Genomic DNA, 14,925 nt, shown 5'->3' on the forward strand with positions numbered 1-14,925 from the left:
CATGCCGCATATTCAGGTTTTAGATCAGGTGACGATCGATAAGATCGCCGCCGGGGAAGTGATCGAGCGCCCGGCATCTGTTGTAAAGGAACTGGTGGAAAATGCCGTCGACGCGGGCGCTGATTCGGTAACGGTAGAGATCCGGGACGGAGGAATCTCCCTGATCCGGGTCATGGACAATGGCTGCGGGATCCGGGCATCAGAGGTAAGGAGCGCCTTTCTGCGTCATTCCACAAGCAAGATCCGGAGTGTGGAGGATCTGTCCCGGATCCACTCACTTGGATTCCGGGGAGAGGCACTGTCCAGTATTGCCGCGGTCACCAGGACAGAGATAATCACAAAGACAGAAGAGGATCTGTACGCCACAAGATATGTGATCGAAGGGGGCAGGGAGATTTCTCTGGAAGAGACGGGCGCTCCGAAGGGAACCACCTTTCTTGTGCGGCAGCTGTTCTACAATGTGCCGGCCCGCCGGAAGTTTTTAAAAACTCCGATGACGGAGGCCGGGCATGTCCAGGATCTTCTCATGCATCTTGCCCTGTCCCATCCGGAGGTGGCCTTTCTCCTTATCAACAATGGACAGGAAAAACTGCGCACATCCGGGAACGGAAAATTAAAAGATGTGATCTACAGTGTATATGGGAGAGATGTGGCGGCAAATCTGCTGGATATCGAATTTGAGAAGAACGGGCTTCGGATCACGGGATATCTGGGAAAGCCGGTCATTACAAGAGGCAACCGGAATTTTGAAAATTTCTTCGTAAACGGGCGGTACGTGAAGAGTCCGATGATCTCAAAATCGCTGGAAGATGCGTACAAAGATTTTACCATGCAGCATAAATTTCCGTTTGCGGTCCTGCACTTTCATATCAACGGCGGGGATATCGATGTCAATGTACATCCCACCAAGATGGAACTCCGCTTTCAGAGACAGCAGGAAGTCTATAACGCAGTATTTGAGGGCGTTCACAGGACGCTGCTTGAGCCGGAACTGATCCAGAAGGCGGAAGTGCCGGACCCGGTTCCGGAAAAAGCAGAAAAAACGGGAGAAAAGCCGGAAGAAAAAAAAGAAGTACATGATGAAGATTATTTTATAAGAAAGATGAAAGAGCGGGTGACGGCCTATCATCAGCGGATGTCTTCGGCGGAAGTGACAGACCGTTCCGGGATCTATCGGCCGGAGCGACAGGCGGACCGGATCCGGGAAGCCGCCGATCAGCGCGCGCAGGAAACCATCCCCGCTGTGAGGGCTTCCGGCCGGGAGGAAGCTCCGGCCATGGAGGAGAAGCCACGGCAGCTGGATCTGTTTGAAGAGCATTTCCTGAAACGGGAAGTGCGGGCAGAATACAGACTGATCGGCCAGGTGTTTGACACATACTGGCTTGTCCAGTTCCGGGACAGCCTTTATATCATAGACCAGCACGCGGCCCATGAGAGAGTACTGTATGAACGCACGTTGAAAGGGATGAAGACAAGAGAGTTCACTTCACAGTATTTAAGTCCGCCGATCATCCTGACACTCTCGATGCAGGAGGCCGGGATCCTGGAAGAAAATATGGACCGGTTTACCAGGATCGGCTTTGAGATCGAGCCCTTCGGGGGAGAAGAGTATGCAGTCCGGGCAGTACCGGACAATCTTTTCAGCATTGCCAAGAAGGAACTGCTTATGGAGATGATTGATGATCTCTCAGAGGGACTGACCACGGCCATGACGCCGGATCTGATCGATGAGAAAGTCGCCTCCATGTCCTGCAAGGCGGCGGTGAAAGGAAACAGCCGTCTGTCTGCCCGGGAAGTGGACGCGCTGATCGGGGAGCTTCTGACGCTGGACAATCCTTATCACTGTCCGCATGGCAGGCCTACGATTATCGCGATGACAAAGCGGGAACTGGAAAAGAAATTCAAGAGGATCATCTGATATGGAAAAAAAACCTTTAGTCATACTGGCAGGACCGACGGCTGTGGGAAAGACAAAAGCTTCCGTCCTGCTGGCAAAAAAGATCGGCGGTGAGATCATATCCGCCGATTCCATGCAGGTATACCGGCATATGGATATCGGTTCTGCCAAGATCCGGCCGGAAGAGATGTCGGGGGTGCCCCATCATCTGATCGATGTCCTGGATCCGGAAGAAGACTTCAATGTCGTACGTTTCCAGCGGATGGCCCGCCAGGCATTGGCGGAGATCTGGTCCAGAGGCAGGATACCGATGGTCGTGGGCGGCACCGGATTCTATATCCAGGCCCTTCTGTATGACATTAATTTTACGGAGGACAGCGGAGAGGATGAATTCCGGGCCTGTCTGGAGCAGACTGCCAGAGAAAATGGCGGGGAATATCTCCATCAGCTTCTGGAAAACGTGGATCCGGAAGCGGCTGGGCAGATCCATCCGCACAATGTGAAACGGGTGATCCGCGCCCTTGAGTTTCACCGGCAGACCGGTGGGAAAATCTCCGAACATAATCAAAAAGAACGGGAAAAACAGTCTCCTTACCGATATGCCTATTTCGTGCTGACGGATGAAAGGAGCCGGCTTTATGAGCGGATCGACCGCCGGGTAGATGAGATGATGGAAGAAGGTCTTCTTGAAGAAGTGCGCTTCCTGAGAGACCGCGGGGTGCCAAAGACGGCCACCTCCATGCAGGGCCTGGGATACCGGCAGCTTTATGGATATCTGGAGGGCAGATACACTCTCGACGAAGCAGTACGGATCATAAAACGGGATACCCGGCATTTTGCCAAACGGCAGCTCACATGGTTCCGCAGAGAAAAGGATGTCATCTGGGCGGACCGTTCTGTGATCGGGCAGGATGAGGGAAATCTGGAAGAATTTATGCTGAAACATCTCAGAGAAAGGCAGATCCTGTAGTCTGCCGTTATTTATCATAGAAACAGAAAAGGGAATGGAAAATGAACAGTATAAGAACAGAAGAGATCTGCGCACAGCTTGGAATCTCCAGAGAGGTATGGGAATATGGGAAGAAGATTGAAGAAGAGCTGAATGAACGCTTTCAGGATTTTGACAGGACAGCGGAGTATAATCAGTTGAAAGTTATCCATGCCATGCAGGAGAACCGGGTCAGTGAAGGCTGTTTTAACTATGCCAGCGGATATGGTTACAACGATCAGGGCCGGGATACTCTGGAAGCGGTATATGCATCTGCCTTTCACACCGAAGCCGCCCTGGTGCGTCCGCAGATCACATGCGGGACCCATGCTCTGGCGCTGGCCCTGTCCGCCAATCTGCGCCCGGGAGATGAACTTCTCTCTCCGGCAGGAAAACCATATGACACTTTAGAGGAAGTGATCGGCATCCGGCCTTCCCGGGGATCCCTTGCGGAATACGGAGTGACCTACCGCCAGGTGGAGCTTCTGGAGGACGGGTATTTTGATTATCCGGCGATTGAGGCAGCCTTAAATGACCGGACGAAACTGGTCACGATCCAGCGCTCCAAAGGATATCAGACACGGCCCAGTTATTCGGTAGAAAAGATCGGGGAGCTGATCGCGTTCATCAAAGAGCGGCGGCCGGATGTGATCTGCATGGTGGACAACTGCTACGGTGAATTTGTGGAGCGGCTGGAACCAAGCGATGTAGGGGCAGACATGATCGTCGGATCTCTGATCAAGAATCCGGGAGGCGGACTTGCTCCCATCGGAGGCTATATCGCGGGAAAAGAAGAGCTGATCGAAAACTGCGCCTGCCGGCTGACATCGCCGGGACTGGGAAGAGAGGTTGGCGCTTCGCTCGGTGTGATGCAGTCCTTTTATCAGGGATTTTTCCTTGCGCCGACAGTGGTATGCGGGGCTCTGAAAGGGGCGGTTTTTGCGGCCGCTGTTTATGAAAAACTGGGATTTCCGGTTGTGCCGGGCAGCAAGGAATCCAGACATGATATCATTCAGGCTGTCACTTTAGGAAGTCCGGAAGGCGTGATCGCATTCTGCAAAGGGATCCAGGCCGCAGCTCCTGTGGACAGCTATGTGACTCCGGAACCCTGGGCCATGCCGGGCTATGACAGTGATGTGATCATGGCGGCCGGGGCGTTCGTGCAGGGATCGTCCATCGAACTCTCAGCCGACGGCCCTATCAAACCTCCCTACGCAGTTTACTTTCAGGGAGGGCTTACCTGGTATCATGCAAAACTGGGGATCCTGAAATCGCTCCAGAGCATGATCGACGCAGGCGTGCTCCCGGTTCAGAACATTCGTGAGCTGACAGAAAAAGAATCGTAAAATTCAGAAAAGGAGAGAACGATGAGAACAGTTGCAGTGATCGGAGGAGGGGTATCTGGTATGACCGCGGCGATCGCGGCGGCAGAAAAGGGCGCCCGCGTTATCATACTGGAACATAAAGACCGGATCGGGAAAAAGATCCTTTCCACCGGAAACGGAAGATGCAATTTTACAAATACCTGCCAGGAACCGATACACTATCACTCGGAAGACCCTCTTTTCCCGTGGGAGATCGTGGGAAAAGAGGGCGCTCAGGCTGTTATTTCTTTTTTTCTCGCGCTCGGGGTATATTCCAGAAACCGGAACGGTTATATCTACCCCAGCTCGGATCAGGCCTCTTCGGTGCTGGAGGCTTTCCGGATGGAGCTTGACCGTCTGGAGGTGGAGATCCGCACCGGTGTCCATGTACGGGAGATCCGGCCAAAGAAAAGAGGATTTGCGATCCGGACAGACAGCGGGGATATCGGGGCAGACAGTGTGATCCTGTGTACCGGCTCCAGGGCGGCGCCGTCCACCGGATCGGACGGATCCGGATATGACCTCGCCAGACAGATGGGCCATACGCTGATCCCGGTGCTGCCGGCACTTGTCCAGCTCAGATGCGGGGACAGTTTTTTTAAAGCGATAGCCGGAGTCCGGGTAAACGGAACGGTGTCCATTTGGGCTGATGGGGAGTGTGTCGCGAAGGATACAGGGGAGATCCAGCTGACGGACTACGGGATATCCGGAATACCGGTATTCCAGGTAAGCCGTTACGCGTCCAAAGCCCTGTATCAGAACAGAGAAGTCCGGGCAGAGCTGGATTTTATGCCGGATTTTACGGAAGAACAGACGAAAGCGTTTCTCAGCGCCAGGGCAAAGACACGTCCGGATAAACCTGCGGAGATGTTTCTGATCGGACTGTTCCACAAAAAGCTTTCAGATCTGTGGATCAGACTGTCCGGGATTCCCAGAGATAAAAAGGCCGGACAGCTTGCGGAAGAGGAGATCGGCAGACTGGTTTCACTGATCAAAAAATTCAGTGTCTGCGTGACTGCGACGAATCCGTTCACCCAGGCACAGGTCTGCTGCGGCGGAGTAAACACTGCGGAGGTGGATCCGGATACGCTGGAATCCCAATATGTTCCCGGACTCTATTTCGCAGGAGAGCTTCTTGATGTGGACGGAGACTGCGGCGGATACAATATCACCTGGGCGGTCTTAAGCGGGCACAGGGCCGGGGAGAATGCCGCGGTTCCGGCCCGGACCGGGGCAGAACACTGACCTGCCTGAAAAATGATGAGAAACGGAGTTGAAGAAATATGCTCAGGATCACGCAGCTGAAACTTCCCTCAGATCATACACCGGAGCAGCTGGAGAAAAAGCTTCTCCGGACTGCACATATAAAGAAGAATGAGCTCAAAGAATATAAAGTGAGAAAACGATCACTGGACGCGCGGAAGAAACCGGAGATCTTCTATGTCTATACCATTGATTTTTCTGTGGTCCATGAAGAACGTGTCCTGCGCCAGTCGAAGGGGAGTATACAGAAAGTAACGGATAAGGCCTATCAGGTTCCGGAACATGGCAGGGAGTCTCTTGGCCGCCGGCCGGTGGTGGTGGGAAGCGGTCCGGCCGGGCTGTTCTGTGCCTATCTCCTTGCCTCGGAAGGATACATGCCTCTTGTCATAGAGCGCGGAGCCCCGGTAACCGAACGGAAAAAGGACGTGGAGCGGTTCTGGAGAGAAGGAGTGCTCGATCCGTCCTCCAACGTCCAGTTCGGAGAGGGCGGAGCCGGCACATTTTCAGACGGGAAGCTGAACACTCAGGTAAAGGATCCGGCAGGAAGAAACCGTTTCGTCCTGGAGACGTTTGTCCGCTTTGGCGCTCCGGAGGATATCCTGTGGGAACAGAAACCCCATATCGGAACAGATATCCTGATCCGGGTGGTTGAAGCCATGCGGGAGCAGATTATCCGGATGGGAGGAGAATTCCGTTTTCACAGCCAGGTCACCGATCTTCTCCCGGAAGAGAAGTGCCTGGTGATCAATGAGAAAGAGAAGATACCGGCGGATGCGGCGGTGCTGGCCATCGGCCACAGCGCCCGGGATACATTTGAAATGCTGTACCGGCACGGCCTGCACATGGAAGCAAAGTCATTTGCCGTGGGCCTGCGGGTCGAACACCGGCAGGAGACAGTGGATAATGCCATGTACGGCCGGCAGAGAGGCGGGCTGCCTGCGGCGGCCTATAAACTGACGGCTCAGCTGGACAGCGGAAGAGGCGTCTACACCTTTTGTATGTGCCCGGGAGGATATGTGGTCAATGCTTCTTCGGAAGAAGGGTTCCTGGCAGTCAATGGAATGAGTTATCATGGAAGAGCGGGAGACAATGCCAACAGTGCGGTCATCGTCACTGTCACCAGGGAGGACTATGGGGCGGATCACCCTTTGGCCGGGATGGAGTTCCAGAGAAAGTTGGAGAAAAGAGCCTGGGAAGAGGGAAAAGGCAAGATTCCTGTGCAGCGGTTTGACGATTTCTGTTATGGAAGACTTACTCACGACTTTGGAAAGGTCGTGCCGAATATAAAGGGTTCTTATACCTTCGGAAATCTGAGAAATCTTTTTCCGGAGGAACTTGCCGGATCCCTGGAAGAGGGCATCCGTGCCATGGGAAAAAAGCTCCCCGGATTTGACGACAAGGATACGGTGCTGTCGGGAGTGGAGAGCCGGACTTCCTCGCCGGTCAGAATAATGAGAGGGAAGGATCTTACCTCGTCTGTTCCCTGGATCTATCCCTGCGGGGAGGGCGCCGGATATGCCGGCGGGATTACTTCCGCGGCGATGGACGGCCTGAAAACGGCGGAAGCGATCATCGGCAGGTACAGTTATTCACAGAATTTTAATGTATAATCCCTATACATCAAATTTAAATTGTGCTAAAATAAATCACTGTATTGTATCATCGCACTGAGTGGAAAACAAAATATGGGGAAAAGCAGTACGATCAAAGAAATGTATCACGAAGACCGTCCCTATGAAAGGTGTGAGCGTTTCGGAGCAGAAAATCTGACCGATACAGAACTTCTGGCAGTGCTTCTGCGGACCGGGACAAAAGGAGAGAACTCTCTGGAACTGGCGGGCAGGCTTCTTCATCCGGACTTCTCTGAAAAGGGAGTCCTCAGCATCCACCAGTGGACTTTAGACCGCCTGATGCAGGTCAGAGGCATAGGGAGAGTCAAGGCGATCCAGATACGCTGCCTTTCTGAGCTGGCAAAGCGGATGTCCAGGGCATCAGCCGCGGAAGGTCTGGATTTTTCTTCTCCAAAAGCGATCGCACAATATTATATGGAAGACATGCGGCATCGCGGCAAGGAAGTGATGAAGCTTCTTTTTCTGAATACACGGTCAAGATTGATCGGAGAGAGTACGGTCTCTGTAGGGACTGTAGACATGGCACTGGTTTCACCCAGGGAATTGTTTCTGGAGGCTCTTCAGAGAAATGCGGTGTCTATCATCCTGCTCCACAATCATCCCAGCGGAGATCCCTCTCCCAGCAGAGAGGATGTACAGATCACCAGAAGGGTACGCGAGGCAGGAGTATTGATCGGGATCCAGCTTCTGGATCATATTATCATTGGAAACAATCGGTATGTCAGTCTGAAAGAAAAGGGGTTCTTTCAGTAGTTACGGGAGTCATTGGCAGGGGATGTAATCATTATGTCGGGGAATGTATACGGACTTGATCTTGGAACTTATGAGATCAAAGTGTTTGATAAAAAGAAAGGATCGCTGTGGCGTGCGAAGAACGTCATAGCCATGAAAGATAAAAAATATATTTTCGCCGTGGGTGACGAGGCATATGAAATGTATGAAAAGTCTCCCCCGGACATCCAGGTGATCTTCCCTATGAAAAACGGGGTGATTGCTCATTTTGATGATATGCAGTATCTGCTGGGGACGCTTCTCGGAGCGGACAGACGGTTTACATGGGGAGCAGAGTATGTAGTGGCGGTTCCCACTGATGTGACGGAGGTAGAAAAGAAGGCATTCTATGACCTGGTCTTTCATTCTGAAGCCAGGGCAAAGAATGTGCGTGTGGTTGACAGAGGATTGGCAGACGCGGTGGGATCCGGTATTGATGTGATCGGTAAGAAAGGGATATTCGTTGCTAATTTCGGAGGCGGAACAACAGAGCTGTCTGTTCTGTCATCTGGCGGAATGGTACTCAACCGGCTTTTAAAGATCGGCGGTGAGGAGATGGATGCCGCCATATCCGGGCTTGTCCGGCATAACAAAGATTTTATGATCGGAAGGCTGACAGCGGAACGACTCCGGAGAGAGTTCGGCATTTTCGAACAGAGTACAGACAGCGTGATCCAGGTCTCAGGCAGGGATCTTATCACAGGAGTTCCCTCTCAGACAGAAGTTTCCATCAGTCTCGTACGTGCCGCCATGAAGGAGCCTTTGGAAGAATGCGTCCGTGCGGTCCGCTCGATGCTGGATCGGACTCCTCCTGATGTCAGAAGGGCGATCCAGAAAAGCGGGATATGCCTTACGGGAGGAATGGCGAATCTGAGAGGACTTTCCACGTATCTCCAGGAGAGTACGGGCCTTGTAGTGACAACGGCAAAGGAACCGGAACTGTGCGCGGCAAGAGGACTTCAGAAGATCATCTCTGACCGGGAATATTATCGAAGGCTTACGTATTCTATGATGGATGAAGATTATAGGTGGTTAAGATAATGAAGAAAAAGAATCATACATCACATACAAACAGATATATCCTTCTGGGCCTTTCCTTATTCTGTGTATTAATGATGATATTGTCATCGGTCTCAGATAAAGTAGGCGGACCGTTCAGAGTTCTGGCAAATGTTACTGTCATTCCTCTGCAGCAGGGAATCAACCAGATCGGCGGATGGATGAGTGACATGAAAGAAAATTTTTCTACCATGGAACAGCTCCGCGCGGAAAATGAAAAGCTGCAGGAACAGGTGGACGCGCTGACTACGGAGAATAATTATCTTCAGGAAGAGCAATATGAATATGAACGTCTTCAGGAGCTGTACAATCTGGATCAGAATTATGCTGACTATGAAAAGACAGCGGCTCATGTCATCGGAAAAGACGCGGGGAACTGGTTTTCGACCTTTACGATTGACAAAGGAAGCCAGGACGGAATCGCTGTGGACATGAATGTTCTGGCAGGGAAAGGGCTTGTCGGCATTGTGACAGAAGTGGGTCCTACATGGGCTAAGGTACGCTCCATTATCGATGACTCCACAAATATAAGCGGAATGGTATTGTCCACATCAGACACCTGCATCGTGAGCGGAGATCTTTCACTTATGAGCAACGGGCAGATCGCGTTCGAACAGATGGAGAATAATGACCATGTAGTCGCTGTAGGGGATCAGATCGTCACCTCCTATATCAGTGACAAATATCTGCAGGGGATCCTCATCGGATCCATCAGTGAGATTAATGTGGATTCTAATAATCTTACCCGTTCCGGGTATCTGATCCCGGCAGTGGACTTTAACAATATTCAGGAAGTTCTGGTAATTACTACCACAAAAGCGGAACTTACCGGGGAAGATCAGTCAGAGTAGGGAGGTGCCGATGAAAGCAGTAAAGATTCGGCGTATCGCCGTGAGTGCCGGGATCATTCTGGCCGCGTACCTTTTGCAGTGCTCAGTGTTTCCGGCGCTGGAGATTGCCGGAACAAGACCAAATCTGATGCTTATTATAACAGCGTCTTTTGGATTTATGAGAGGTTCCCGGGAGGGAATGCTGGTGGGATTTATATCAGGTCTTATGATCGATATCCAGTTCGGAGATATGATCGGTTTTTACGCTCTGATCTATCTAATGGCTGGATTTGTTAACGGTCTTTTTGAGCAGATGTATTTTGACGAGGATATCAAGCTGCCTTTGTTTATGATCGCGGTGAGCGATCTGATATATGGACTCGTCATCTATTTCTTTTCTTTCCTGCTCAAGAGTGATTTTGGCTTTTTTACCTATCTGAACCGGATCATTGTTCCTGAGACTATTTATACTATCGTTATAACTCTTGGAGTTTATCCCCTGCTTCTGTTTATCAATCATAAACTGGAGGCTGTAGAGAAAAGGAGTGCAAGTAAATTTGTTTAGAGAAATCATTGACAGGATCAAAGAGGCAATAGACTACATCCTGGGATCCAGGCTTGTAGTTCTTATCGTAGTATTCTGCCTGAGTTCTTCTGTCCTGATCGGACGTCTTTTCTATCTCCAGATCGTAAAAGGCGAGGATTATCTTGAGAATTATGAGCTCCAGATACGCAAGACGAAAGAAGTAGCTGCCACAAGAGGGAATATTTATGACCGGAACGGAAACCTTCTGGCTTACAATAAGCTGGCTTATTCCGTCACGATCGAAGACACCCTTTCTACAAATATTACAGAAAGTGACAGAAATAAGCTTCTCAACGATATCCTGGACAGAGTACTTACGATCGTGGAAAAAAACGGAGACTCTGTGATTGACAGTTTTGGGATCATTCTTGATTCCTCAGGAAATTATCAGTTTGCGGAGACGAATGAAACGCTGCGTCTCCGTTTTGTGGCAGATGTATTTGGCGAAAGTTATACGGATGATCTGACCGAAGAACAGCGGACACAGTCTGCCGCTGAAATTATGCATTTTCTCTGCTCAGAGCGGTATGGTCTGGATGATGAGAACAATGATCCGGCATATATCCTGAAAATGGTCAATATGCGATATGCCATGGGGCTTAACAGCTACCAGCAGTATCTTTCCACAACGCTGGCTTCCGATGTCAGTGATGAGACGGCGGCTGCCATAATGGAAAACCAGGAATCTCTGACCGGAGTTGATATTGCGGAAGATTCACTGCGGGTTTATCCGGACGGAGAATATTTCGCTTCCGTGATCGGCTACACCGGGCAGATTTCTCAGGAAGAGTACGACGCGCTGGACAGCGATGAGAAAAAACGTTATTCACTGTCAGATATCGTTGGAAAATCCGGAATTGAACAGGCATTTGACAGTGTTCTTCAGGGAGAGAAGGGAGAACGCACTTTCTATGTGGATAATCTTGGAAAAGTAACAGATGTAGTCAGTTCAACCGATCCGGAGGCGGGCAATGATGTGTATCTGACCATAGACAAGAATCTGCAGATCAGCGCCTACAGGCTGCTGGAAGAAAAACTTGCCGGTATCATCCTGAGCAAGCTGAGCAATGTACTGGATTATGATCCTTCTACAGCGGAAGATACGAAATATATCATTATTCCGGTGGGAGACGCGTACAATGCTTTTATTGCTAACGAGATCATTGATATGGATCATTTTTCCAGTGAGGATGCGGGTACTGCGGAAAAGGCCGTCTATGAGATCTTTCATGACAAAAGAGAAAGTACACTTGACGAACTTATGGCTCAGCTCCGGGACCCGAATGCTCCTGCATACAGAGAGCTTTCGGATGAGATGCAGGCATACATGGATTATATCTGTGACACGGTCCTGAAGGAGGCTGCAGGACTTCTGCTTTCGGATGAGATCGACAGTACAGACGCGACTCAGACCGCATGGGCTGTGGATGAGACGATCAGTCTGTATACGTATCTCAACTATGCCATTTCCCAGAACTGGATCGATACCTCAAAACTGGACGGGGGAACTTATTCCAGTTCAGAGGAAATCTATCAGGGAGTGTTGAACTATTTAGAAGAATATTTGAGTGAGGACAGTAATTTCGACAAACTTCTCTATGAATATCTTATAAAATCAGGTAGTGTGACCGGTGCGCAGATCTGTGCAATCACATATGAGCAGGGCGTGCTTCCCATGGATGAGACGGCCTATTACGGACTTTTAAACGGAACGACAGATCCTTACAGCTGGCTTTACAATAAGATTGAAACCCTGGAGATTACTCCCGGTGATCTGGCTCTGGAACCATGTTCAGGCGGGGTGGTGGTGACAGATCCTAATTCGGGAGATGTGCTGGCCTGCGTTTCTTATCCGGGATATGACAATAACAGACTGGCCAATACAATGGACTCAGCCTACTATAATAAGCTTAATACCGGACTGGCCAATATTTTCTACAACAGGGCGACACAGGAAAAAACTGCTCCCGGATCAACCTACAAAATGGTTTCCGCTACCGCGGCTCTGGAAGAAGGGCTGATTGATTCCGGTACTTCCGTCTACTGTGACGGAGAATTTGATGAGGTAACTCCCAGTCCCAGATGCTGGATCTATCCCAATGGGCACGGCTCTCTGAATGTAGTCCAGGCCATCCAGCATTCTTGTAATTTATTCTTCTATCAGATGGGATATGATCTGGGAATGGACGCAGACGGAAACTATGACAGTGATCTTGGGACAGACCGGCTTGCCAAATACGCGGAAATGTTCGGACTGGGCGAAAAATCAGGAGTGGAAATCCCCGAGGCAGAGCCTCAGATTTCAGATGAATATTCAATCCAGTCAGCGATCGGGCAGGGAACCAATAATTATACTGTCAGCCAATTAAATCGGTATGTGACTGCTGTCGCGAACAGCGGAACGATCTATGATCTGACTCTGATCGATAAAACCACAGATTCGGACGGAAACCTGATCAAAGACTATGAGGCCGAAGCGGTCCGAACAATGGATGAGATCAGTGCCGGCACCTGGGATATCCTTCACCAGGGAATGGAGCAGATGGTGGCAAGCGATTCCAACTTCATCGGACTGGAATTTTCTATGGCCGGAAAGACTGGAACGGCCCAGCATAACGAACTTCATGCGGACCATGTGCTGTTTGTCGGATACGCGCCTGCCCAGTCTCCTCAGATTTCGATCGCTGTCAGGATTACTTATGGGTATAATTCAGGTTATTCTGCCGAAATAGGAAGAGATATCGCGAGAATTTATTTTAATCCGGATTTATCAGGAGAGTTGATCACAGGATCCGCAGCGGACCTGGGTGCCGGAATTGCCGGAGATTAAAGGATGGGATGAGAGATGGACAGGCTGGTGACGATCAGGAGCAGCCAATACGGACTGGATATTGAACTTGATCCGACAGCAGACTTCAGTATGCTGTTGGATACACTCATCGAAAAATTCAGGAAGTCTGCCCGTTTTTTTAAAGACGCGCAGATGGCTCTGAGTTTCAGTGGGAGAAGCCTTAAGCGGCAGGAGGAGGAACAGATCCTTAAAGCGATTACGGAAAATACCCAGATAGAGATTCTGTGTATTATTGAGCGCGATGAGAAAAATGATATTATGTACAAAAGCATTGTGGAACGGACTTTATCGGATATATATAAGAGAGAAGGCCAATTCTACAGAGGAACGCTCAGGAAAAGGCAAATACTGGAATCAGATTCCAATATTGTGATTCTTGGGGATGTAGAGCCGGGAGCCCGGGTGATCGCGGCCGGGAGCGTGGTTATTGTCGGAGCTCTTTACGGAGCTGTACACGCCGGCATTTCCGGTGACAGAGATGCTTTTGTTGTTGCGCTTTCCATGCAGCCCAGGCAGCTCTGCATCGGAGATATAGAGGCAAAACGCCAGATCATCTGCCAGGAGAGCCTGAACATCAAAGGACCGAAGATCGCTGTGGTCGACGGAAAACACATCTATCTGGATCCCCTTGCGGATCAGACACCAGAACTTATTTAGGAGGAAAGCGGCATGGGAGAGGTTATTGTCATTACTTCAGGAAAAGGCGGCGTCGGCAAGACGACGACGACGGCAAATATCGGGATTGGTCTGTCCGGGCTCGGTAAAAAAGTTATTGTTATAGATACGGATCTGGGACTCAGGAATCTGGATGTGGTTATGGGACTGGAGAACAGGATCGTATATAATATCGTAGATGTAATAGAGGGGAACTGCAGACTGAAACAGGCGCTGATCAAGGATAAGCGTTTCCCCGAGCTTTATCTCCTTCCCTCCGCGCAGACAAGAGACAAATCCAGTATTTCGCCGGAGCAGATGAAAAAACTTGTGGATGACATAAGAGAAGAATTTGACTTTATCCTGCTGGATTGTCCGGCCGGAATCGAACAGGGGTTTCAGAACGCCATCGCCGGAGCTGACCGCTCAATCGTGGTCACTACGCCAGAGGTCTCGGCCATCCGGGATGCCGACAGGATCATAGGACTTCTGGAAGCGTCAGGCATAAGACGGAATGACCTTCTGATCAATCGCCTTCGTATTGATATGGTAAAGCGTGGGGACATGATGTCAGTGGATGATGTAACTGAGATTTTGGCGGTAAATCTGCTGGGAGTAATACCGGACGATGAACAGGTAGTTATTGCCACAAATCAAGGAGAACCGATTGTAGGAGAAAACTGTCTGGCCGGCAGAGCTTATTCAAATATCTGCCGCAGACTGACGGGGGAGGAGATCCCCGTGGAAGATTTCTCAAGACCGGAAGGGTTTTTTGAAAAAATATCCAGCCTTTTCCACAGAAATCAGGGGGCTTAAATATGAGTGTACGTTCTGTTTCCGTTGCGAAAGAAAGACTCCGGAATCTTCTTGTTTCAGACAGGATACAGTGTGCTCCGGACTCGGTGGACAGGCTCTCAGCCGATCTTTATCAGGCAGTTTCCAAATATGTGGAAATAAAGCCGGAAAATTTTGACATCGAAATTACACGGACAGATATACATATAAGATACACGGGAGAAAAGAATTGAAAG

General features: G+C 50.3%; 13 protein-coding genes. All 13 read left to right on the plus strand.

What is annotated here, in order from left to right; all coding sequences use genetic code 11:
* The first annotated feature begins 1 nt into the window (after position 1).
* The 13 genes from mutL to BQ7367_RS11685 all read left to right on the plus strand — a co-directional run bounded on the left by mutL (position 2) and on the right by BQ7367_RS11685 (position 14,922).
* Positions 2-1,918, plus strand: a complete 1,917-nt coding sequence (gene mutL / locus BQ7367_RS11625) for a DNA mismatch repair endonuclease MutL (RefSeq protein WP_072525584.1) — start codon at positions 2-4, stop codon at positions 1,916-1,918.
* 1 nt (position 1,919) lies between these two features.
* Complete coding sequence (gene miaA / locus BQ7367_RS11630) at positions 1,920-2,867, plus strand: tRNA (adenosine(37)-N6)-dimethylallyltransferase MiaA (protein WP_072525585.1); 948 nt, start codon at positions 1,920-1,922, stop codon at positions 2,865-2,867.
* A 41-nt stretch (positions 2,868-2,908) separates the two neighbouring features.
* Entirely contained in the window at positions 2,909-4,231 is a 1,323-nt protein-coding gene (locus BQ7367_RS11635) for a methionine gamma-lyase family protein (RefSeq protein ID WP_072525586.1), read from the plus strand.
* A 21-nt stretch (positions 4,232-4,252) separates the two neighbouring features.
* Entirely contained in the window at positions 4,253-5,494 is a 1,242-nt protein-coding gene (locus tag BQ7367_RS11640) for a BaiN/RdsA family NAD(P)/FAD-dependent oxidoreductase (protein WP_072525587.1), read from the plus strand.
* A 38-nt stretch (positions 5,495-5,532) separates the two neighbouring features.
* Entirely contained in the window at positions 5,533-7,122 is a 1,590-nt protein-coding gene (locus BQ7367_RS11645; RefSeq protein WP_072525588.1) for an NAD(P)/FAD-dependent oxidoreductase, read from the plus strand.
* 75 nt (positions 7,123-7,197) lie between these two features.
* Positions 7,198-7,896 (plus strand): RadC family protein, encoded by a 699-nt coding sequence (gene radC / locus BQ7367_RS11650; RefSeq protein WP_072525589.1) that lies wholly within the window; start codon positions 7,198-7,200, stop codon positions 7,894-7,896.
* 12 nt (positions 7,897-7,908) lie between these two features.
* Positions 7,909-8,955, plus strand: a complete 1,047-nt coding sequence (locus BQ7367_RS11655; RefSeq protein WP_442855379.1) for a rod shape-determining protein — start codon at positions 7,909-7,911, stop codon at positions 8,953-8,955.
* Complete coding sequence (mreC, locus tag BQ7367_RS11660; protein ID WP_072525591.1) at positions 8,955-9,824, plus strand: rod shape-determining protein MreC; 870 nt, start codon at positions 8,955-8,957, stop codon at positions 9,822-9,824. The genes BQ7367_RS11655 and mreC overlap by 1 nt, the downstream gene beginning before the upstream one ends.
* Positions 9,825-9,834: 10 nt before the next feature.
* Entirely contained in the window at positions 9,835-10,368 is a 534-nt protein-coding gene (gene mreD / locus BQ7367_RS11665; protein WP_072525592.1) for a rod shape-determining protein MreD, read from the plus strand.
* Positions 10,361-13,219 (plus strand): penicillin-binding transpeptidase domain-containing protein, encoded by a 2,859-nt coding sequence (locus tag BQ7367_RS11670; RefSeq protein WP_235837595.1) that lies wholly within the window; start codon positions 10,361-10,363, stop codon positions 13,217-13,219. Before mreD ends, BQ7367_RS11670 begins: the two co-directional genes overlap by 8 nt.
* 15 nt (positions 13,220-13,234) lie before the next feature.
* Positions 13,235-13,897, plus strand: a complete 663-nt coding sequence (locus BQ7367_RS11675; protein ID WP_072525593.1) for a septum site-determining protein MinC — start codon at positions 13,235-13,237, stop codon at positions 13,895-13,897.
* Between the two features lie 12 nt (positions 13,898-13,909).
* Positions 13,910-14,710 carry a septum site-determining protein MinD gene (minD, locus tag BQ7367_RS11680; RefSeq protein ID WP_072525594.1) on the plus strand — a complete coding sequence of 267 codons (801 nt, stop codon included), beginning with the start codon at positions 13,910-13,912 and terminating at the stop codon, positions 14,708-14,710.
* Positions 14,711-14,712: 2 nt separating this feature from the next.
* Positions 14,713-14,922, plus strand: a complete 210-nt coding sequence (locus BQ7367_RS11685) for a cell division topological specificity factor MinE (RefSeq protein ID WP_072525595.1) — start codon at positions 14,713-14,715, stop codon at positions 14,920-14,922.
* Positions 14,923-14,925: the final 3 nt, after the last annotated feature.

This window comes from Clostridium sp. Marseille-P3244 (assembly GCF_900120155.1).
Classification (GTDB): domain Bacteria; phylum Bacillota; class Clostridia; order Lachnospirales; family Lachnospiraceae; genus Mediterraneibacter.

Bases quoted from the DNA above. Each gene is read 5' to 3' on its own strand.
- mutL (WP_072525584.1), top strand. From the start codon at position 2: ATGCCGCATATTCAGGTTTTAGATCAGGTGACGATCGATAAGATCGCC.
- miaA (WP_072525585.1), top strand. From the start codon at position 1,920: ATGGAAAAAAAACCTTTAGTCATACTGGCAGGACCGACGGCTGTGGGA.
- BQ7367_RS11635 (WP_072525586.1), top strand. From the start codon at position 2,909: ATGAACAGTATAAGAACAGAAGAGATCTGCGCACAGCTTGGAATCTCC.
- BQ7367_RS11640 (WP_072525587.1), top strand. From the start codon at position 4,253: ATGAGAACAGTTGCAGTGATCGGAGGAGGGGTATCTGGTATGACCGCG.
- BQ7367_RS11645 (WP_072525588.1), top strand. From the start codon at position 5,533: ATGCTCAGGATCACGCAGCTGAAACTTCCCTCAGATCATACACCGGAG.
- radC (WP_072525589.1), top strand. From the start codon at position 7,198: ATGGGGAAAAGCAGTACGATCAAAGAAATGTATCACGAAGACCGTCCC.
- mreC (WP_072525591.1), top strand. From the start codon at position 8,955: ATGAAGAAAAAGAATCATACATCACATACAAACAGATATATCCTTCTG.
- mreD (WP_072525592.1), top strand. From the start codon at position 9,835: ATGAAAGCAGTAAAGATTCGGCGTATCGCCGTGAGTGCCGGGATCATT.
- BQ7367_RS11675 (WP_072525593.1), top strand. From the start codon at position 13,235: ATGGACAGGCTGGTGACGATCAGGAGCAGCCAATACGGACTGGATATT.
- minD (WP_072525594.1), top strand. From the start codon at position 13,910: ATGGGAGAGGTTATTGTCATTACTTCAGGAAAAGGCGGCGTCGGCAAG.
- BQ7367_RS11685 (WP_072525595.1), top strand. From the start codon at position 14,713: ATGAGTGTACGTTCTGTTTCCGTTGCGAAAGAAAGACTCCGGAATCTT.